Annotated in this window: 17 protein-coding genes, 1 tRNA gene and 3 pseudogenes; 6 read left to right on the forward strand and 15 right to left on the reverse strand. The window is 68.0% G+C overall.

What is annotated here, in order from left to right; translation table 11 throughout:
• Positions 1-142: 142 nt before the first annotated feature.
• The 7 genes from rho to CV1CTNOD_RS20270 form a co-directional block, all read right to left on the reverse strand.
• A complete protein-coding gene (rho, locus tag CV1CTNOD_RS20240) occupies positions 143-2,377 on the reverse strand; it encodes a transcription termination factor Rho (protein WP_131787584.1) in 2,235 nt (744 codons plus the stop codon).
• A 521-nt stretch (positions 2,378-2,898) separates the two neighbouring features.
• Positions 2,899-4,014, reverse strand: coding sequence for a homoserine kinase (locus CV1CTNOD_RS25030; RefSeq protein ID WP_242606866.1), 1,116 nt, complete (start codon positions 4,012-4,014; stop codon positions 2,899-2,901).
• Positions 4,011-5,210: a threonine synthase gene (thrC, locus tag CV1CTNOD_RS20250; protein WP_242606867.1), complete on the reverse strand. Its 1,200-nt coding sequence runs from the start codon at positions 5,208-5,210 to the stop codon at positions 4,011-4,013. Before thrC ends, CV1CTNOD_RS25030 begins: the two co-directional genes overlap by 4 nt.
• Positions 5,207-6,490 carry a homoserine dehydrogenase gene (locus CV1CTNOD_RS20255; RefSeq protein WP_131787598.1) on the reverse strand — a complete coding sequence of 428 codons (1,284 nt, stop codon included), beginning with the start codon at positions 6,488-6,490 and terminating at the stop codon, positions 5,207-5,209. The genes thrC and CV1CTNOD_RS20255 overlap by 4 nt, the downstream gene beginning before the upstream one ends.
• A 41-nt stretch (positions 6,491-6,531) precedes the next feature.
• Positions 6,532-8,031, reverse strand: a complete 1,500-nt coding sequence (gene lysA / locus CV1CTNOD_RS20260) for a diaminopimelate decarboxylase (protein ID WP_431607149.1) — start codon at positions 8,029-8,031, stop codon at positions 6,532-6,534.
• A gap of 104 nt (positions 8,032-8,135) precedes the next feature.
• Positions 8,136-9,614 carry a DALR anticodon-binding domain-containing protein gene (locus CV1CTNOD_RS20265; RefSeq protein ID WP_207386565.1) on the reverse strand — a complete coding sequence of 493 codons (1,479 nt, stop codon included), beginning with the start codon at positions 9,612-9,614 and terminating at the stop codon, positions 8,136-8,138.
• Positions 9,615-9,883: 269 nt separating this feature from the next.
• On the reverse strand, positions 9,884-10,276 hold the full coding sequence (locus tag CV1CTNOD_RS20270; RefSeq protein ID WP_131787586.1) for a response regulator transcription factor: 393 nt from the start codon (positions 10,274-10,276) through the stop codon (positions 9,884-9,886).
• A 74-nt stretch (positions 10,277-10,350) separates the two neighbouring features.
• Between CV1CTNOD_RS20270 and CV1CTNOD_RS20275 the strand changes: the two genes are divergently transcribed.
• A tRNA-Arg gene (locus CV1CTNOD_RS20275) sits at positions 10,351-10,422 on the forward strand.
• A gap of 87 nt (positions 10,423-10,509) precedes the next feature.
• Positions 10,510-10,653, forward strand: coding sequence for a hypothetical protein (locus tag CV1CTNOD_RS25035; RefSeq protein ID WP_165485645.1), 144 nt, complete (start codon positions 10,510-10,512; stop codon positions 10,651-10,653).
• 355 nt (positions 10,654-11,008) lie between these two features.
• Here the strand turns inward: CV1CTNOD_RS25035 and CV1CTNOD_RS20280 are convergent, their stop codons facing one another.
• Entirely contained in the window at positions 11,009-11,800 is a 792-nt protein-coding gene (locus tag CV1CTNOD_RS20280) for an enoyl-CoA hydratase/isomerase family protein (protein WP_165485646.1), read from the reverse strand.
• A gap of 87 nt (positions 11,801-11,887) precedes the next feature.
• Here CV1CTNOD_RS20280 and CV1CTNOD_RS25890 point away from each other — a divergent pair, with 87 nt between their 5' ends.
• Complete coding sequence (locus CV1CTNOD_RS25890) at positions 11,888-12,130, forward strand: hypothetical protein (RefSeq protein WP_207386566.1); 243 nt, start codon at positions 11,888-11,890, stop codon at positions 12,128-12,130.
• 160 nt (positions 12,131-12,290) lie between these two features.
• Positions 12,291-12,497, forward strand: coding sequence for a hypothetical protein (locus CV1CTNOD_RS20285; RefSeq protein ID WP_131787588.1), 207 nt, complete (start codon positions 12,291-12,293; stop codon positions 12,495-12,497).
• Between the two features lie 149 nt (positions 12,498-12,646).
• Here CV1CTNOD_RS20285 and CV1CTNOD_RS20290 read toward each other — a convergent pair whose 3' ends face one another.
• The 7 genes and pseudogenes from CV1CTNOD_RS20290 to CV1CTNOD_RS20320 form a co-directional block, all read right to left on the reverse strand.
• Positions 12,647-12,871: a cytochrome C oxidase subunit IV family protein gene (locus tag CV1CTNOD_RS20290; protein ID WP_165035230.1), complete on the reverse strand. Its 225-nt coding sequence runs from the start codon at positions 12,869-12,871 to the stop codon at positions 12,647-12,649.
• Between the two features lie 44 nt (positions 12,872-12,915).
• A complete protein-coding gene (locus CV1CTNOD_RS20295; protein ID WP_131787589.1) occupies positions 12,916-13,572 on the reverse strand; it encodes a cytochrome c oxidase subunit 3 family protein in 657 nt (218 codons plus the stop codon).
• Entirely contained in the window at positions 13,562-14,041 is a 480-nt protein-coding gene (locus CV1CTNOD_RS27000) for a hypothetical protein (protein ID WP_242606869.1), read from the reverse strand. The genes CV1CTNOD_RS20295 and CV1CTNOD_RS27000 overlap by 11 nt, the downstream gene beginning before the upstream one ends.
• On the reverse strand, positions 14,022-15,557 hold the full coding sequence (locus CV1CTNOD_RS20305; RefSeq protein WP_431607148.1) for an aldehyde dehydrogenase family protein: 1,536 nt from the start codon (positions 15,555-15,557) through the stop codon (positions 14,022-14,024). The genes CV1CTNOD_RS27000 and CV1CTNOD_RS20305 overlap by 20 nt, the downstream gene beginning before the upstream one ends.
• A 102-nt stretch (positions 15,558-15,659) precedes the next feature.
• Positions 15,660-16,756, reverse strand: a pseudogene (locus tag CV1CTNOD_RS27975) (NAD(P)-dependent alcohol dehydrogenase).
• Positions 16,757-17,013: 257 nt separating this feature from the next.
• Positions 17,014-17,391: pseudogene (locus tag CV1CTNOD_RS20315) on the reverse strand (cytochrome P450); the annotation flags it as partial.
• Between the two features lie 141 nt (positions 17,392-17,532).
• A complete protein-coding gene (locus CV1CTNOD_RS20320; protein ID WP_131787591.1) occupies positions 17,533-17,847 on the reverse strand; it encodes a hypothetical protein in 315 nt (104 codons plus the stop codon).
• Between the two features lie 31 nt (positions 17,848-17,878).
• Here CV1CTNOD_RS20320 and CV1CTNOD_RS28450 point away from each other — a divergent pair.
• Positions 17,879-17,982, forward strand: a pseudogene (locus CV1CTNOD_RS28450) (ATP-binding protein); the annotation flags it as partial.
• Between the two features lie 438 nt (positions 17,983-18,420).
• Positions 18,421-19,464, forward strand: coding sequence for an MBL fold metallo-hydrolase (locus CV1CTNOD_RS20330; RefSeq protein ID WP_165485649.1), 1,044 nt, complete (start codon positions 18,421-18,423; stop codon positions 19,462-19,464).
• Positions 19,465-19,606 lie beyond the last annotated feature (142 nt).

The raw sequence follows: 19,606 nt of genomic DNA on the forward strand, positions 1-19,606 counted from the left end.
TCCTTCTTCCCGAAGTGGCCGCCGGGTCGCCCTACCCTGCGAACGAGGGCGTGAACCGGTGCCGGGTATCGACGGTCCAGTCTGCCAGAGTCGGGCGCGCCCCGGGCGGGCGCCGCACGAGCACCGCAGAAGCCGTGCGCGATCAGTCCTGTCCCGGTGTGGTCTTCGCGATCTGCATCAGGAACTCGTAGTTCGTCCGCGTCTGCTTCAACCTGTCCAGCAGAAGATCCAATGCCTGCTGGGACTCCAGGGTGTGCAGGACTCGACGCAGCTTATGCATGATCACGAGCTCGTCGGGCGCGAGCAGGATCTCCTCCCGGCGGGTTCCGGAGGGGTTGACGTCGATCGCAGGGAAGACCCGCTTGTCGGCGATCTTACGGTCGAGCTTGAGCTCGGCGTTGCCGGTGCCCTTGAACTCCTCGAAGATCACCGTGTCCATCGTCGAGCCCGTCTCCACCAGAGCCGTGGCGATGATGGTCAACGACCCGCCGTTCTCGATGTTCCTGGCGGCACCGAGGAACCGCTTCGGCGGGTAGAGCGCGGTGGAGTCCACACCACCGGAGAGGATCCGGCCTGACGCCGGTGCGGCCAGGTTGTACGCCCGGCCGAGACGGGTGATCGAGTCGAGCAGCACGATGACGTCCTCACCCAGCTCCACCAGCCTCTTGGCTCGTTCGATAGACAGCTCGGCGACGCTGGTGTGGTCCGACGGCGGCCGGTCGAACGTCGAGGCGATCACCTCGCCCTTGACCGACCGCTGCATGTCGGTCACCTCTTCAGGGCGTTCGTCGACGAGAACGACCATCAGGTGGCATTCCGGGTTGTTCGTAGTGATCGCATTCGCGATGGCCTGCAGCACCATCGTCTTGCCCGCCTTGGGCGGGCTGACGATCAGCGCGCGCTGGCCCTTTCCGAGCGGCATCACCAGGTCGATGACCCGGGTCGTCAGCAGCTGTGGTTCGGTCTCCAGGCGCAACCGCTCCTGCGGGTAGAGCGGAGTGAGCTTGGTGAACTCGGGACGGTTGCGCGCCTCGTCCGGCTCAAGTCCGTTGACCGTGTCCAGCCGGACCAGCGCGTTGTACTTGTCCCGCCGCTGCTCGCCCTCCTGGGGTGCCCGGACGACCCCGGTGATCGCGTCTCCGCGGCGCAGGCCGTGCCTGCGAACCTGGGCAAGGCTCACGTAGACGTCGGTCGGGCCGGTCAGGTAGCCACTGGTGCGCACGAACGCGTAGTTGTCGAGGACGTCGAGGATGCCGGCAACCGGCACGAGCACGTCGTCCTCGCGGACCACCGGCTCGGACTCGGTGAATCCACCACCCTGGCGGCCACGGTTACGGCCGCGCTCACGGAAGCGACCGCGGTTACGCCGGTTTCCCCCAGCGAAGTCGTCGTCACGGCCCGAGTCACTCCGGTCGGACTGACCCCGGTCGGACTGACCCCTCTCAGACTGACCCCGGTCGGGCTGACCCCGGTCGGGCTGACCCCGGTCGGACTGACCCCGGTCGGACTGACCCCGATCGGACTGACCCCGATCGGACTGACCCCGCCCCTGACGGTCACTGGCCGAGCGCTCACCCTGCTGGCGTCCCTGACGCTCACCGAGCGCAGGACGATCAGTCGGCGACCGGTCGCTGTCAGACTGCTGACGGTCACGCCTGTCCTCGCGGGTCCGGACGCTTCCGTTCTCCGACACCCGGGGGACGCCGGCCGGCTCGGCCACCAGCGTCTCCGCCGACACGCTGGTCACCGGCGTGTCGGGTGCGCTGGGCAGCGGCGCGGCAGGTGCGCTGTCCGTCGTGGCGGCGGACGGCACCGCGGCGGCTTCCTGGGTGCCGGAGGCCCGCGTGCCCTCGGCGCCGTTCGTGGAATCGGGAACGATCACTTTACCTGACTGCTTGCGCCCGGGGCCGGGCAGGACGTCGGTCAGGGTCGCCTGCTCAGCTGCGGAGATGGACGGACTTCCTGACACGCGGGAGGCAGCACGGCGGCTGCGTCCACGTGCGGTTGCTTCGGCTGGCACAGCCGCGCCGGCGGCACCGGAGGCCTGCACAGCGTCGGCCACCTGCACGGTCGGTTCCGGCTTCGTGGCGGGAGCAGCGGTCGCTGGAGGTGTTGCAGCCGGCGCATCGCTCTCGCTCATGCCGCTGGGAGCCTGCACGTTCTGGATGGCCGCGATGAGCTGCCCCTTTCGCAGGCGTCCCACACCCTGGATACCCAACGAAGTCGCCATGGCCTGCAACTCCGGTAGGAGCATGGCCGAAAGGCCGGTGCCTGAGCGCCGGCGTCGCGTGGAGCCGGTGTCCACGGACGACATCGGTGTCTGGGACTCCGCGGACTCACGTGCGCTGTCCGGCAGCACGTCGGTGGTGTCGCTCAAGATGTTCCTTCCCTGAAGGGACCGGCTTACGGAAGCCGGGTGATACTTGTTGACCTTCTTCGCCTGGGCATCCCATGGAAACGATGTTCAGCGCCGGTGGGCAAGCAGAGCGCCCGTGGACGGCGCCAACGGCTGAGTACCGCGTGCGAACTCGTCTGTCCCGCTGAGGACTTAACCGGTGCTGGCCGAGGCTTCGATGACGAGGCTGAGGCACCAAGTCCGGTACCGGGTTCCGGCTACGAGGAGCCGGTGGCACCGGCGGGCGAGCACGCGCCGCGGCAGCAGCGAGTGCAGTCATCAGACTATCCAGACGCAGTCACCTGGGCAACATCCTTGGAGCCGTATTGCTTCGGAGTCCTCCGTTTCCCACCCGGGCCGGGACTATTTCAGCTGGCGTGTCACGCTCGCGAAGACCGTCCACCGGACTTGTGGGGCATGTCGGGCAGGTATGCCCGCGGGAGACACCCGCACGCCCACCGGCCGACACCTGCCTCGGACAGCGCCGACGGCCGGTGTCGCCGTCAGCCGGCGACGACCTCGACCTGCGCCCCATCCCGGTCGACGGGCAGGTCGAGCACGCTGAAGTCGCTCCCGGCGCATCCACGCGCAACAGCAGCCTGGTCCCGGTCGACGGCCAGGGCCAGTACCGTTGGTCCGGAACCCGACAGGACAGCTGCCAACCCCGCCGCCCGCAACCGGGCGAGCAGATCACGGGTCTCAGGCATGGACGGCAGACGATAGGGCTGGTGCAGCCGGTCCTCGGCGGCCGCCAGCAGCGCATCCTGCCAGGACACAGCGCCCGGCCGGACGTGTTGATTCCCGGCAGGCCGATTGTTGACAGGCTGGGCGTAATCGTTCCGATTGTCGCAACACTGGTGCTCGCCCACCGGGCCAAAAGCAGCGCCATCGTGATTTTCCGGCACCCGGAGTCCCGGGGAGGCTGTCGCACAGGCACAGGCACAGGCGCCGTCGGGCCGGGCCCGCAGCGTCCCCGACATCACCATCGCCAGCAGCGCGGCACGCCCGGCGTTCATCGCCGCGTCCGCGTGGGACACTCCCGCCGGCAGGGCCACCCGTGACTGTGCCGTCAGCTGACGGCGGGCGGGAACGAACACGACCGGCCGCAGGTCGTCGGGGGGATCGGTACGGGCCACCCGCGGCGGACCGTCGGTGTCGTACCAGGCGACGGTGAAGCCGCCGTAGAGGGCGGCGGCGACGTTGTCCGGATGCCCTTCGATCCCGCAGGCGAGCGCGAAGACCTCCGGGATACTCGGACAGCCTTCGCCCAGAGCGCTCGCCGCCAGCAGGCCGGCCACGATCGCCGCGGCCGACGAGCCCAGGCCACGGCCGTGCGGGATGCGGTTGACGCAGGTCAGCCGGATCCCGGCCGGCGCGGTGCCGGCCGCGGCGAAACCGGCCCGCAGGGCCCGCACGACCAGGTGGGTCTCGTCGCGGACGCCGTCGTCCTCACCGGTGACCTCGATCGACAGACCGGGGCCGGTGACGGTGACGGTGAGCTCGTCGTGGAGGCCGAGCGCAAGGCCGCAGGCGTCGAAGCCCGGGCCGAGGTTGGCGCTGGTCGCCGGTACCCGTACCCGGACCGTGGTCGAGGGCCGCGGCGGTGCCGGACGACTCACGACCGCTGCAGGTCGAGGGCTGCGGCCGCGGCTGCCACCGTCGCCGGTATGGTCACTGGCTTGGCCGCCCCGCTGATCGCCCATTCGGGGTCCTTCAACCCGTTGCCCGTCACGGTGCACACCACCCGCTCGCCGGCCTCGATCAGGCCTGCGGCCCGCGTCTGCAGCAGCCCGGCGACGCTCGCCGCGCTGGAGGGCTCGACGAAGACGCCTTCCCGGTGCGCGAGGAGTCGGTAAGCCGAAAGGATCTGGCGGTCGGTCACTGCGTCGATCCCTCCGCCGGAGGCGTCCCGGGCCTGCAGGGCGAAGTCCCACGACGCGGGGTTGCCGATCCGGATCGCCGTGGCGATCGTCTGCGGCCGGGTCACCACGCTTCCACGCACGATGGGAGCGGCACCGGCCGCCTGGAAACCGTGCATGCGAGGCCGCCCGGCGCCGTCCCGTGTGTCCTCCTCGACGTAGCCACGCCAGTAGGCTGTGATATTCCCCGCATTCCCGACCGGCAGGCAGTGGACGTCGGGTGCCGAGCCGAGATCCTCGACGATCTCGAAAGCGGCGGTCTTCTGCCCCTCCAGGCGAAACGGATTCACCGAGTTGACAAGGGTGACCGGGAAGGTATCAGCAAGATCACGAGCGACCCGCAGGCAGTCGTCGAAGGAACCGTCGAGCTGCAGCAGGCGGGCCCCGTGGACGAGCGCCTGCGCCAGCTTCCCCAGAGCGATCTTGCCGTTTGGCACCAGAACGGCACAGGTGAGCCCCGCCCGGGCGGCGTACGCGGCAGCGCTGGCACTGGTGTTGCCTGTGGACGCGCAGATCACCGCCTGCGAACCCGCCTCGACCGCACGACTGATGGCCATCGTCATCCCGCGGTCCTTGAACGAACCGGTCGGGTTGGCGCCCTCAACCTTGAGATGAACGTCACACCTGGTCAGTTCGGACAGGTGAGCCGCGGGCAGCAAGGGGGTCCCGCCCTCCCGGAGGGAGACGACCGGCGTGTCCGGGGAGACCGGGAGCCGGTCGCGGTATTCCTCGATCACTCCGCGCCACACCCGCCGTGCCCCGGCAGTCCGGGGCGCCCCAGCCTGCGTTCCCCCGGCAGTGGCGTCCACGCCCGGTCCGGCCGTCATGGCTGCGTGCGCCGCCATGTCTGCCCGTGCCGTTGCCGGCGATGTCGCTTCATGCGATGTTGTCGTCACAGCTCGCCCCCCTCGACCCGCATCACGCTCGCGACCGCGCGCACGACGTCCAGTTCCCGCAGCTCCTCGACGGTCGCGGACAGGGCCGCGTCGGTAGCCGCATGTGTGATCAGGACGAGACTCGCATCGTCACCGTGACCGTCCTGGCGAACACTCTGTATGGACACGTCCTGGCGTGCGAACGCGGCGGCGACCGAGGCGAGCACCCCGGTCTTGTCCGTCACGTCCAGATTGATGTGGTAACGCGTCACGGTCACGCCCATCGGCAGGACCGGCAGGTCCGCGTATGCGGACTCCCCCGGGCCCCGCCGCCCGGCCAGGCGGTTACGCGCCACCGCGACCAGGTCGCCCAGCACCGCGGATGCCGTGGGCGAACCGCCGGCCCCGCGACCGTAGAACATCAGCTGGCCGGCTGCCTCCGCCTCGACGAACACGGCGTTGAACGCGTCCCGGACCGCCGCGAGCGGATGCGCCCGCGGGATCATCGCCGGATGCACGCGCACGCTCACTCCGGGTACATCCGGTGACCGTTCGGCGATGGCGAGTGCCTTCACCGTGCAGCCCATGGCGCGAGCGCTGCCGATGTCCGCGGCGGTGACGTCGCCGATGCCCTCCCGGTGGACGTCGTCCAGGGTCACCCGGGTGTGGAACGCAAGCTGCGCGATGATCGCCGCCTTTGCCGCGGCGTCGAAACCGTCGATGTCCGCGCTGGGGTCGGCCTCGGCGTATCCGAGCGCGGTCGCCTCCTCGAGCGCCTCGGTGAACCCGGCACCGGTCTCGTCCATCCGGGTGAGGATGTAGTTGGTGGTGCCGTTGACGATGCCGAGCACCCGGCGGACCCGGTCACCGGCGAGGCTTTCCCGCAGCGGACGCAGGAGCGGGATCGCGCCGGCAACCGCCGCCTCGTAATACAGGTCCACGCCGTGCGCGGCAGCCGCGTCGTAGAGCGCGGCACCATGGGTGGCCAGCAACGCCTTGTTCGCCGTCACCACCGACTTTCCCGCGCGCAGCGCCGCGAGCAGCCAGCTGCGGGCCGGTTCGATGCCGCCGACCACCTCCACGACGATGTCGACGTCGTCCCGGGTCGCCAGACGTTCCGCGTCTCCGGTGAAAATGGCCGGGTCGACCGGGAGGTCTCGGACGAGGGACGGACGGCGGACAGCCACGCCGGCCAGCTCCAGGGGTGCGCCCACACGGGCGGCAAGGTCCTCGGCATGGGTGTGCAGGAGCCGGACGACATCGCCGCCGACCACACCACACCCCAGCAGCGCAATCCTCATCATCGCCGGTTCCTCATCGCGGATTCCTCACCATGAATTGCTCACCGTGCGCCCGCCCTGCCCTCGACGCCGACAGGACCCGTGACGCCGACAGGACCCGTGACGCCGCCGGCGCCGTTGTCAGCGCCGTTGTCAGCCTCGTCGACGTCGAGACGCAGCAGGTCGGCCTCGGTCTCCCGGCGGACGATCACCCGGGCCCGCCCGGCACGGACCGCGACGACCGGCGGCCGGGGAACATGGTTGTAGTTGCTCGCCATGGACCGGTGGTACGCCCCGCTCGCCGGCACCGCGACAAGGTCCCCGGGCCGGACGTCGGCCGGCAGCGAAACGTCGTGCGCGACCACGTCGCCGGACTCGCAGTGCTTACCGACCAGCGTCACCACATGCGGCGCGGACGAGCTGCGTCGCGACACCAGCCGGGCGGTGTAACGCGCGTCATACAGGGCGGTGCGGATGTTGTCGCTCATCCCGCCGTCGACGCTGACATAGGTACGCAGTCCGGGCAGCTCCTTGACCGTTCCCACCTCGTACAACGTGATCGCGGTCGGGCCGCTGATCGCCCGGCCGGGTTCGACCGCCAGCCGGGGGACGGCCAGACCGGCCGCGGCGCATTCCTTCCCGACAATCGTACGGAGCCGGTCGGCGACGTCGGCGACGTCCAGCGGCGCGTCCTCACCGGTGTAGGCGATACCCAGGCCGCCGCCCAGGTCGAGTTCGGGCGGTTCGACCCCGTGGGTGTCACGGACGGCGGCCAACAGCCCCACCATCCGGTGCGCGGCCAGCCCGAAACCGGCGGTGTCGAATATCTGCGAGCCGATGTGGGCGTGCGTCCCGGCGAGTTCGAGATGGTCGGACGCGGCCAACACCCGCCTGATCGCCTCGGCCGCGGCACCGCTGGCCAGCGAGAAGCCGAACTTCTGGTCCTCCTGCCCGGTGGCCACGTAGTGGTGGGTGTGCGCCTCCACCCCGGGCGTGACCCGCACGAACACCCGCTGGCGGACACCTGCCCGCGCCGCCACCTCGATCAGACGGGAGATCTCCACGAACGAGTCGACGACGATCCGCCCGACCCCGTAGGCGACCGCGCGCCGCAGCTCGGCGGTGGACTTGTTGTTGCCGTGGAAAAGCAGCCGTTCGGGCGGAAAGCCCACCGCCTGGGCCACCGCCAGCTCACCGCCGGTACAGACATCCAGCGAGAGCTCCTCCTGCGCCACCCAACGCGCGATCGAGCGGCACAACAGCGCCTTTCCGGCGTAGTAGACGTCGCCGTCGGCGAAAGCCGTCCGCCATGCCCGGGCGCGCGCCCGGAAGTCCTCCTCGTCCAGGACGTAGGCGGGGGTGGCGAACTGCGCCGCAAGCGCGTCCACCCGCAGCCCACCGACCCGCAGGACACCGTCGGCGTCCAAGGCCGCCGACGCCGGCCAGAGCCCGTCCTCCAGCGGTTCCAGAGCATCCTGACCGGCCCCGGTCTCGTGACCGGCCCCGATCGTCTCGCCCCGTTGCGCCGCGGACCGGGCCGGCTCGGGCGGTACCCCGGGCAGGCAGTCCGTAGGCGACGTGCCGGCGGCAGCGGGAGACGTGCCGGCAGAGCCGCCGGCGGGTGCCGGAAGGCAGACAGGTGAAGGAACCTGGTTACGCACGACAGTCACATCCTCGTCGGAGCCGACACACCCAGCAGCCGGAGGCCACCGGCGAGCACGATCCGGGTCGCGTCGGCCAGCAGCAGCCGCGCCCCGGTGAGCGCCCCTGCTGCCTCGTCCCCCTGTGGCAACACCCTGCATGCCTCGTGGAAACGATGGTAGGTACCGACGAGCTCCTCGAGGTAGCGCGCGACCCGGTACGGCTCTCGCAGCTCGGCCGCGGTTTCAACGACCCTCGACAGCTCACCCAGCGCCCGCAACAGGTCACCCTCACGCGGGTGGGTCAGCAGTGACACGTCCGCGCCCTCGACGTCCACACCCAGCCCCAGCTGCCTGGCGTTACGCAGCAGCAGGCAGATCCACGCATGAGTGTACTGGACGCGGAAAACCGGATTGTCGTTGGTCCGCCTGGCAATGACGTCCGGGTCGAGCGTGCCGGCGGCGCCCGGTGGGGTGCGGACGAGCGAATAACGGACGGCGTCCATCCCGACCGCGTCCACCAGATCGGAAATCGAACCGAATTTCTTGCCCACGCGTACCGCAGGTGCGTTGTCCGCGAATGCCCGGTCCGCAGGTGCGTTGTCCGCGGATCCGTCGTCCGCAAGTGCCTTGTCCGCGGATCTGTTGTTCGCGGATCCGTCGTCCACGGAGAAGTCCCGCAACCCCGGACCGACCCGAAATGCCGTTCTGGCAATTCCGCCGGCAGCGGCTTCGCCGGCGTGGATTCCGCCGGCATAATCGGCGCGGTGACCATCGGCCGATGCGAGCAGGCCACGGGCTGCCGCGAGGACCAAAGCTTCGAACCGGTCGGCCTGTACGCCTGCTTCATCGGCATCGCATGCGTTTCCCGTGGCCTGCATGGTTTCGGCGTCGCACGTGCTTCCGGCGGCCCCGGCGGTTCCGGCATCGCATGTGCTTTTGGTAATTGCGGCACCGCATCCGGTTCCAGCGGCACGGTCGGCGCCGAGCAGCCGGGCCAGCGCGTCCTCCACGGCCGCCTGACGCGCCGAGGCAACAGTCACCGGACCAGTCGGGGTCGCGCGCACGCACTCGACGCTCATCCGCCCACCCACACCTGCCCGGCTCCGGCCGAAAACAGCGTGACCATCGCTTGTCCCGGGCCGCCGGGGACCCACAGCCGATCTCCGTACGTAGTCGTCGCCCGCCCGCGCGACCGTCCGGGCGATCTTGCCGAGGGCGCCGCCCGCCAACCGGATGTTGAGGAAGCCGCCTCCGGCGACATCGACGCCGGCCACCGCCGGGTCCCGGCGGAGCCGGACCGCGACCGCCTCCGCGACATCCCGGGGCGGCCGCCGCGCCGAGCGGGCAAGCTGAAGAGCAAGCGGTGTGGCGTAGTCACCATGGTCGACGACCTTGGAGCATTCGACCGGCACGACCACGGGAACCACCACGTCGAGCTCATCGTCCGCGACAAGATCACAGACGATGGCCCTGAGGGTCTCAGCGAGATCGGCCGGGGTCATGGCGTGATGCTATCGGCGCGGGACGCGTGAACCGACCGGCGTCGCTATCGGTAGCCGTCCGCCGAGAGCCTTCCCGGAGACGACACTCCCACCGGCCCACACCGAAACCGGCTCCCCGGCCGGCAAAGGGTCCAAGCCCATACACCGGGGGTGACAGACGGGTGACGGACGAGCGAGGCGGACCGCGATACCAGTCCGACCGGCCCAACAGATCCGGCGCATCCGAACGGATCCGAACAGATCCGTCAGGCCGGATGGATCCGACCGGTTCAGACCGGCTGGTCGCGACCGGCGGCAAGCCGGCGCACAACCCCGATCAGTTCGTCTGGGTCGAAGGGTTTGGTGAGGTAGTAGTCCACCCCGAGGCGCTCCCCGCGTCTGAGGTCGGCGGCCTGGGCACGCGCGGACAGAAGGATCACCGCGATGTCCGCCGTGGCAGGGTCCTCGCGCAGGCGGGCGACCACGTCCCATCCGTCCAGATGCGGCATCATGACGTCCAACGTGATCACATGCGGTGCGACAGCCCGCACCCGCTCGAGGCAGTCGAACCCGTCGATCGCGGTGTACACCTCGAAGCCTTCCAGCTCGAGGTTGACCACCACAAGCTGACGGATCACCGCGTCGTCGTCGACGACGAGGACGCGCGGGGCTTCGCAGTACACATCCGGAGCTTACGGCTACCTGGCCGGATGACCACCCCTACGAGCCTGGTACGGTAAGACTCGTTGCCCCTAGAGCCCCCGTAGCTCAGGGGATAGAGCACTGCCCTCCGGAGGCAGGTGCGCAGGTTCGAATCCTGCCGGGGGCACTCCAGGCAGCTGTGTGAGTACCGGATGTTACTATTCGGATGATTCAGCAGCCATTGTCACTAAACTCAGCCGAATCGATTCAGGAGATGAAGATCGAACGGCTGGAACAGCGCATCCAGGAACTGGATACCAGTCTGGACGACACGACACGCGCCTACGAGATCGGCGGCGACCAGGTCGTGGAGAGGTCGGGAAGTATTCGTACCGTTGGCGCGGGCACCCACGTCTGAACGTCGGCGACCGCGTGCTCCTACCCGAAAACCGGCTAAGCGGAGTGAAGCACGGACACGGCGCCTTCGAAGGCGCCGTCACCAAGCTGGGTTCGACCTATCACGACGATCTCTCATACATTGTCGACCGGGTCCCTCCCGAATGACGGGCCGTCAGCGCGGGCACGTCCGCACCAAACGGACTCGCAGATCGAAAGCTCCTCGGCCCCACTTATGTTATGTATCGCAGTCGCCGTTTCGTCACCCGGACCGGACAAAGATCCCGGGTTGAGCCGCACAGGTTTGAATCCGGATTCCCGGGGTCCACATCGGGCCGGTCGGTCGCGTTGCTCGCTAGTCCGTTGACATCCGTGGGTCAGCGGCCGGAGAACTTGGGTTCACGCCGTTCCCGAAAGGCTGCCCGGCCTTCCGCCCAGTCCGCCGTACGGGTGAGTGTCTGCTGTAGTTCGGCTTCCAGTTCCATGTGGGCGGGTATGTCGCGCCAGGACCAGGCCCGGATCGCCTTTTTGGTCGTCGCGTAGGCCCGGGACGGCCCGGAAGCCAGTCGCCGTGCGAGTTCCAGGCTTTCGCTGACCACCGTGTCGGCCTCGGCGAGCCGGCTGACCAGACCGAGCTCGAGACATGTGGCTGCGTCGATCGGGTCGACGAGCATCAACAATTCGGCTGCCTTCGCCGGTCCGACGACGGTGGTGAGCAGGGCGGCCGCCCCGACGTCGGGCATGAGACCGATGCGGGCGAAGCGGAACTGAAGATACGCGTCGCGTGACATAACGCTGATGTCGGCGGCGAGCGCCGTGCATGCCCCGGCACCGATTGCCGGGCCGTGCACGGCCGCGACCACCGGCTGGGGCAGGTTGAGCAGGGCAAGGAAGGCGGGGTGGAAGCGCCGACGCAGCACACCTCGGAGATCGTCGTGTCCGGTGCTCAGGGTCGGGAACCCGGCGACCAGATCCGCGCCCGCACAGAAGACGCTGCCCTGGCCGGTCAGTACGACAGCACGAACGTCCACTCGACCTTCCAGGTCGGAAAATGCCTCCGCCAGTCCGTCGCCCAACGTGTCGTCCCAGGCGTTGCGCGCGTGGGGCCTGGACAGTTCCACTGTTGCGATACCGTCCTGGACAAGAATATTAACCGAATCATTCGTCATGTTTATGGTCATACTATAATTGAGCCCCGGGATCAGCCCCTCGAAGGCAGCCTCGACCTCGGCGCGGACGACACGAAGGGCGTTCTCATGGCGCCTCTCGACGTGGAGAGTCCGCAGGGGCTGCGGGCAACCGACTCCCCAACCACGTGGTCGTCGGTGACGTCCCGAACCGTCCGGTGTGGAGCCGGCCGTCCCGGCGAGGATGCGACCGTCGGCCAGGAGAGAGCATACGGTAACCCTGCGCTCACCAGCGCCCACCTACCGGTAGGCCAACGACACCTCGAACCGCGTTGCCCACGCGCTGCCGGCCGCGGGACCGCGGCGCAGTGACGGAGCCGGGTCCTGACGGCCCATACGCCTCTCCAAGGCCGCATAGCGTCCACTTCGCCGGGTCCGGGTCGTGACAGGGACCTGCCGGACAATAACTCCAGATCTTGATGTTGGTGTTGTCGCCCCGATCTCCTCCACCACGATGGCGGTCTACGGCCCCATGGCACTGATCAAGAACCGAAGTTATTTCCCGGCAGGTTCCAGAGCTCCAGCATGTTGGGATTATATCCGTTGTGTCAGAAGCTACCTGTCCACCGCCGCCAGACACGAAGTCCGCTTCTTCGACGCCCTCGTCCAACTCGCCGATGTCCGTCCCCTGGGCGCCCGCCGCAACCTGATCCTGCATCAAGCAGCGACGACGATCTGACCAGTTGGACCATTTATGCAAGATGCCGTCGCGATCGACCTGCGACCTGCCACCTGCGATGCCTCGACGGCCGTCGGCACATACCGGCGGTTCCCGGACGATGTCGGCCCCAGGTGCCGGCAGCCGGTGCTTTGACGTCGGCCCATGGATCAGCTGAAGCCGACTATGAGTCCCCACACCACAGCGATCCAGCCGTGGAACGCGAGCTTCAGGGCGAGCGGGGCGTACCTGAGCTCCATGAAGTGCATGCCGACAAGGTGGATCTTCAATGCGACGACGGTCATGAGGAATGCCGTCGTGGCGACACCGCGGGAGCTTTCGGATTCGGCGAACCACGACGAGCTGGCCGTCAGCAGCAGGAGCCCGACGAACACCAGCCGGACCGGCTGGCCCCGGACCGCCGTGCGCAGGCGCGAACTCAGATGAGATAGAGAAGCGGGAACAGGACGATCCATAGTACATCCACCATGTGCCAGTAGGACGCGCACGCCTCGACCGTCGCGATCTTTGGATGACGGGACGAATTTCTCGTCACCTTCCGCAGGAAGGCGAGCACACCCATACCGACGGCGACGTGGAGAGCGTGTATTCCGGTAAGTACGTAGTAGTACATGTAGAACGTGTTCGTCACGGGGGTGATACCGGCGTGCAGCTTCTCGCCGTATTCCAGAACTTTTCCACCCATGAATCCGAGGCCGCAGAGCAGCGCCAGCGTGAAGAACTTCGACGCCCGGCCGAACCCACCGGCCCGGACCGCCTGGACAGCCTGCACGACGAACAGCGAGCTCGCCAGGAGAATTATCGTGTTGACGAGCCCGATCGTGATGTTCAGATGCCGCTGTGACCGGGCGAACAGCTCCCGGTCACCGGCACGGGCGTCCATGAAGATCGCAAAGAATACCCCGAACATCGACATCTCGCCGAGGACGAGGACCCAGACACCAACCTCACCGGGCACATGTGGGGCATGGCTGCCCTCATCAGACACGTGTGAGACACGGCCACGCGGCTCGGGAGCCTCGACCCGGGTGCCCGACGACGGCGAGTACGCCGACGTCGACCGTTCAACCCGCATGCGCGCCCGAGGTGTTCTGAAGCCGCTGTGTCTGCTCCTCGACGGCCCCGCGATAGGTGGCCCATGCCATCACGAGCAGCCACGCGCCGAATATGAACAGCGGGAGCCAGAACACCAGCACGCCGTGGTAGGCGAACGGCCCCGTCTTGAAGAACAGCATCAGGACCACCGCCAGGAAGAGGAAGCACTCCAGCAGGTTGAAGTAAGCCACCCAGCGCGGGAAGACCGGTTTCGGCCCGGTGTCCAGCAGCACCGCCAGAGCGATGGCGCCGCTCTGCAGGACGAACGGCATGAACAGCAGGATCCAGCCCAGGTCGTGCAGCGTCTGTGTCGCCTCAGGGCTGCGCTCCGGGCGGAACGAGGCAGCCGCCAGGACGAGCATCGGCACCCACAGGAACTGCCAGGCCGCCAGTCCGGAACCGAACTGCAGGTAGGCCAGGGCCTTCTGCTCAGGCCGAATACGTAACATCTGACGCAGGATCACCGTGATCAGCGGGCCCCAGACCATGAATCCGATCAACGTCAGAATGATCCCGAAACGAATGAGATTCGTGTCGTCCCGGTAGAACTCGGCGACCTCTTCGGCGGACCAGTTGGCGGGCACCGCCGGGATGTAGCCGGCGATCAACAGACCAACGAACATAAGGACCACGCCGATCGGCACACATGCCGAGCAGGCACGTTCGATTCGGTCGCTCACCGTGGTGAGCGTCGGTGAGTCCGTAGTGAGTGTCAACAGATCTCCTTGGAGAGTAGAGGGCTGACGCCGCGGGCCTTGTCCCGGCCCGGCCGGGACAAGGCCCGTCAGGCCGTGTCATTGGCCTCGTCCAGGTAGATTCTCTTGAGCAGCTGGAACGGCTGGAGCCCCTCCGGGCCCAGTTCGCGGCCCATGCCGCTGGACTTGATGCCACCGAACGGCGCATAGGGGTCGTTGACGTAGCCGTTGACACCGACCGTGCCGGAACGGACCTTCTTCGCGAAAGCAGCGGCCCGACCTTCGTGGCCGACTCAAGCGGATCACCGACCGTCAGAGACTGCGCGAGACCCGTGATCGTGTCCACGACCACGTCGTACCGGCTGCGGGGAGCCAGGATGCGCGTGCCGAGCCAGCAGATCTGACCGTTGTTGAACAGGGTGGCACCGAAGAACGACTCGATCGTCGAGCTCAGGTCGGCGTCATCGAGCACAATTGCAGCCGACTTGCCGCCGAGTTCCAGCGTCACCGGCCGCAGGAGCCGCCCACAGGTCTCGGCACTGGCCCGACCGGCCACGGTCGAGCCAGTGAACGACACCTTGTCCACACCCGGATGCGCGACCAGATATGCACCAACCTCCCGCCCCGCGGGAACGACATTGAGCACGCCCGGCGGAAGCCCGGCCTCGATCGCCGCCTCAGCCATGAGGAACGCATCCAGCACGGTCTCCGGAGCCGGCTTGAGAACCACGGTGTTGCCAGCAGCGAGCGCCGGGCCGAGCTTGAGAAATGTGATCGCCTGCGGGACGTTCCACGGCACAATCGCCGCTACCACACCGATCGGATCGCGCCTGACCAGCACCTTCTTACCCAACATGCCGGCGCGCACCTCCTCCTGGCCCGCCGCGACGAGACCGGAGTAGTAGCGCAACAGCAGGGCCGGGAAACCGGCCTCGAAGTTCTGGTCCAGCCACAACGGCATGCCGTTCTGAACCGAGACCCGACGAGCCGTCTCGGCTCCACGCGCCTCCAGCGCGGCAGCGAAGCGCTCCAACACCTCACCCCGCCGCGCCGGCGACCAGTTCGACCAACCCTCAGGATCGTCGAACGCCCGGCGGGCGGCATCCACCGCCGCGTCGACATCACCTTCGGTGCCCGCCGGCACGCTACCGACGTTCTCCTCCGTCGCCGCCTCGATGACCTGAATACGGTCATCCGATGCCGGACTCGTCCACCGCCCGTCGATGTAAAGACGGGGCGGGTTCAAACGGTCGTACTCGATGATTGCCATGTCCGCCCCTTCGCTCGCAAATTCGTCGCCTGGCCGACGCGGACGTCGCACGGGCGGATTATGGGTCCGGTACCCAGTCGGGCGGCCCAGGTCGATCGGGTGTCAGTCGTGGACGAGAACGACCTTGATGACCTCGCCCCGGGCCTGGGCCGCGACCGCTTCGTTGATCTCCTTGAAAGGCATCTTGGTAACGATCTTGTCGAACGGGAACGCACCGGCCTTGTACATCTCGACGAGCTCCGGAATGAACACATCCGGGTTGCTGTCGCCCTCGACGATTCCCGTGAACGACAGGCCCCGGGCCTGCATCTCGATAAGGTTCACCGACAGCGTCGCCGTCGGGTCCGACGGGACGCCGACCATGCCGAACCGCCCCTGCTGGGCGAGCGAGGCAAGCACGGCCGTGATGACCGGACCGGCCGCCGTCGTGTCGACGGCGTACTTGACTCCTTCGGGGATGATGGCCCGAACCTGCTCGGCGATGTCGCCCGCGGAGGGGTCGATCGCGTGCGTCGCGCCGAGCTCGAGCTGCCGACGTGCGGCTACGGGCTCAACGACGATGATGGTCGTCAGCCCGCGGGCGGCCGCGGCCATGAGCGCCGAGAGGCCGACCGAACCGCCACCGGTGATCAGCAGCGACGAACCGGGTGGGCAGTTCAGAGAGTTGAGCACGGCGCCGGCACCTGTCTGGACCCCGCAGCCGAGCGGTCCGGCCAGCTCCAGCGGGATACCGTCGGGAATCTTCACGACGTTGGCCTCGTGGGCCAGCGCGTGGGTGGCGAACGACGACTGGCCGAAGAAGTTGCCGCCCACGTCGGCGGTACCGTCGTGCAGGGGCGTCGTGCCGTTGCTGCCACCCCGCTGAAGTTGAGCTCCATGAACCGGACGCAGTACGACGGGGAGCCAGCTGCGCATTCAGAACAGATGCCGCAGCTGTTGAAGGTGGCCGCGACACGGTCACCCGGCGCCACCTTGGTAACGCCCTCCCCTACCGCGGTGACGACGCCACTGCCCTCGTGACCGACGACGGCGGGGAACGGGAAGGGCAGGTGACCGTGCGCGACGGCCAGATCGGTGTGACACAGCCCGACCCCCGCCACCTCGATGAGAACCTCCCCCTGGCCGGGATCGGCCAGGTCGAGCTCCTTCACGGCGAAGTCGGAACCGAGTTTCTCGAGTACGGCGGCTGTGACCTTCACGGCATTCCTTCCACCATTTTCAGGCCCGTCTTCCGGGCGCTTTTCTCTCCGCTGGGTCGACGTTCTTGTTCCGGCTTTCTTGATCAAACACTGGAGTCGACGACGTTCGCCCTGATCCCGTCACAGGCCCCGGTGACGATCAGATGGCAGGACAGCCGCGAGTCCTCGCCAGCGAAACCGGCCTGGCGCACGAGCGCGGCGAACGTCCCGCCCACGTGGCCGGCACCGACGGTGCGGGCGGTGGGCTCGGTCACCTCGTCCTTGACCATCGTGTGCTCGGGCGGATCGAGGTAGGTCACCGTCTCGAGGATCCGCAGGCTCCCACCGGTCAGGGAGCTGGTGAACGCGTCGCCCGCCTGGTTCTGCAGAATCGGGTTGTGCGAACCCGGCGCCTCACCGCCACCACTGGTGAAGACGGCCGGCTGCTTCTCGATCTCCATGATGTCCGTGTGCTTGGTGACGAGCCAGATCGGGTCGTAGCCCTCGACGTGGACCTTCGCCAGCGGCGCGTTCTCCCGCAGCCACCGGTACGCCGCGAAGAGCGGTTCGTCGTCCCGGTGTCCTTCGGGCAGCACCACACGTCGCGCGATCTCGTCCGGGACGCTGACAGTCGGGGTGGACTCCGTAATAGTCATGCGGCGCTCCTGCGTCAGGGCGAGTAGCCGTCCGGTCGGTTCGACCGGCTCCATCCGGCGGTGCGCCCCATCATGTGAGCCCAGTCACGTGTTCTGCATCACCCTTAAGAGAACTTTTTTTACCCCCATGCGAGGACAGGTCTACCCACGTGCTGACGGTGGTACGTGGCAGCGGCCTCGGAACGGATGGTGTCGGGTGCTCGGTGTCCAGTCCGGACACGACGCTTCGCCGCCGCCGGCCGGGGTGGTGCGCACGATGTATTCGATCACCCGAACGGTGATCGGCGGACCGTAGCCGCGGCACGCGGGATTGAGCTCGGCCAGGTAGGCGCCGTCCGCCGACACTGTGATCGGTGCGAGAGCGAACGACGCCGACGCCCACCACAGCAGGTGCGTGCCGGTAGCGAGGGTGTCGCGGGCCAGCCGGTGAGACAGGAAGTTATGGTCAGCCAGCAACCAGCATCCCGGGGCCGAACGACGGCAACAGATCGACCGGCTCCTGCACCACGCCCACCCACGCAGACCAGCGGCGACAGCATCCGCCTCGCCCAAGCCCTGTCCGGCAAGGGGGTGAAACCCCTGACCACCTGACCACCTGACGACCCGGGCACGTCGGTGGTCACCAGCGGGCAGATCTGGGGCTCTGGCGCAGATCTGGTGGCCACCACCGGGCAACTCTCGACCGTCACTGAGTTCTCAATGTCCCTTGACAAGAGAGCGGCTCGGCAGGTCAGGAACGGGCTGGGAGCCAGAAACGACCCGGGAGCATGTTAGGACGGTACATCGATGAAGGAATCGGTGTCGGTCGGCATCCAGCTCCGACGGTCCGGCTCTGGGCGATGGTCACGATCAGTGACGCCTGCCGGAAGCGGAACAGCCGCAACTAGGACACGAACAACCGATCGCCGCAGTAGAATACATTAATTTTAATTCTATTTAGATAAACCGAGGACGCCGCGCACGACGCCGACCGCCAGCCCTCGCCGAAACGCCATGAACACCCTGCCGTCGGAACCACCGACCGAGGAGATGCGCGTGCCGCTGCTGCCGAACGAACAACCCGACGACTGGACGGATCCCGGCGCGCATCCTGTAACGACCGGGGTCTACCGCATCCCGCTCCCCCTGCCGCTCGACGGCCTGCGCGCCGTGAACGTCTACGTTGTACCGGATGTCGACGGCCTGGTCGTGGTGGACTCCGGGTGGGCCGCGCCGTCCACCGAGGCTGCGCTGGTCACCGCTTTGGGCACGCTCGGCTATCGGCTTGACGACGTTTCCCGCGTCGTGGTGACGCACGCACACCACGACCACTACACCCAGGCCATCGCACTACGCGCGAGATTCGGGACGAAGGTCAGCATCGGCTGGGGAGAGCGTCACTCCATACACGTCGGCGGGGAAGCCGACGTCCCCGCCCATCCTCAGATCGCGATGCTGCTGCGCTGCGGCGCACCCGACCTCGCCGCACGCTACGCCCAGCACGTGGCGAGGGAGGCGAGGGACACGCCATGGGGTCCCCCCGACAGCTGGCTCGACGACGGCGACGTCGTCGGCCTGGCAGACCGCAAGCTCGACGTCCTCGCCACGCCCGGGCACACCCGTGGCCACGTCGTGCTCCGCGACAACGCCAACGGCCTGCTGTTCGCCGGCGACCACGTGCTACCGCACATCACCCCGTCGCTGGGGTTCGAGTGGGTGCCCGAACCGTCGCCGCTTCGCAGCTTCCTGCAGTCGCTGCGCCTGGTGGGCGACCTTCCCGACACGCTGCTGCTGCCCGCACACGGCCCGGTCACCACCAGTGTGCACCAGCGGGTCGAGGAGTTGCTGGCCCATCACGAGGCTCGTCTGGACGCCGTCGTCGGGCACGTTCGCGAAGGCGCCGAGACGGCGTTGCAGGTCGCGTCGGCGATGCGCTGGACCCGCCGGGAACGCCGGCTCGACGAACTGGACACGACCGGCCAGGTGCTGGCCGTCCTCGAGATCGAGGCACACCTCAACCTGCTGGTGGAACACGACCAGTTGGCAACGGCCACCGGTGAGGACGGCGTCGCGCTCTACGCCCCCCGCCGCTGACGCCCGGTACCAGCGACTGGCACCGACGGACAGCATCTTGTCCTGCCGCCGTCCGCCATCGGCAGGCGTGGCGTCAGAACAGCCGGCGCAGCAGCTTCTCGGCGCGGGCCGAGTACGGCGGGTAGATCAGCGACAGATCCGG

It is taken from the genome of Protofrankia symbiont of Coriaria ruscifolia (assembly GCF_900634745.1).
Classification (GTDB): domain Bacteria; phylum Actinomycetota; class Actinomycetes; order Frankiales; family Frankiaceae; genus Protofrankia; species Protofrankia californiensis.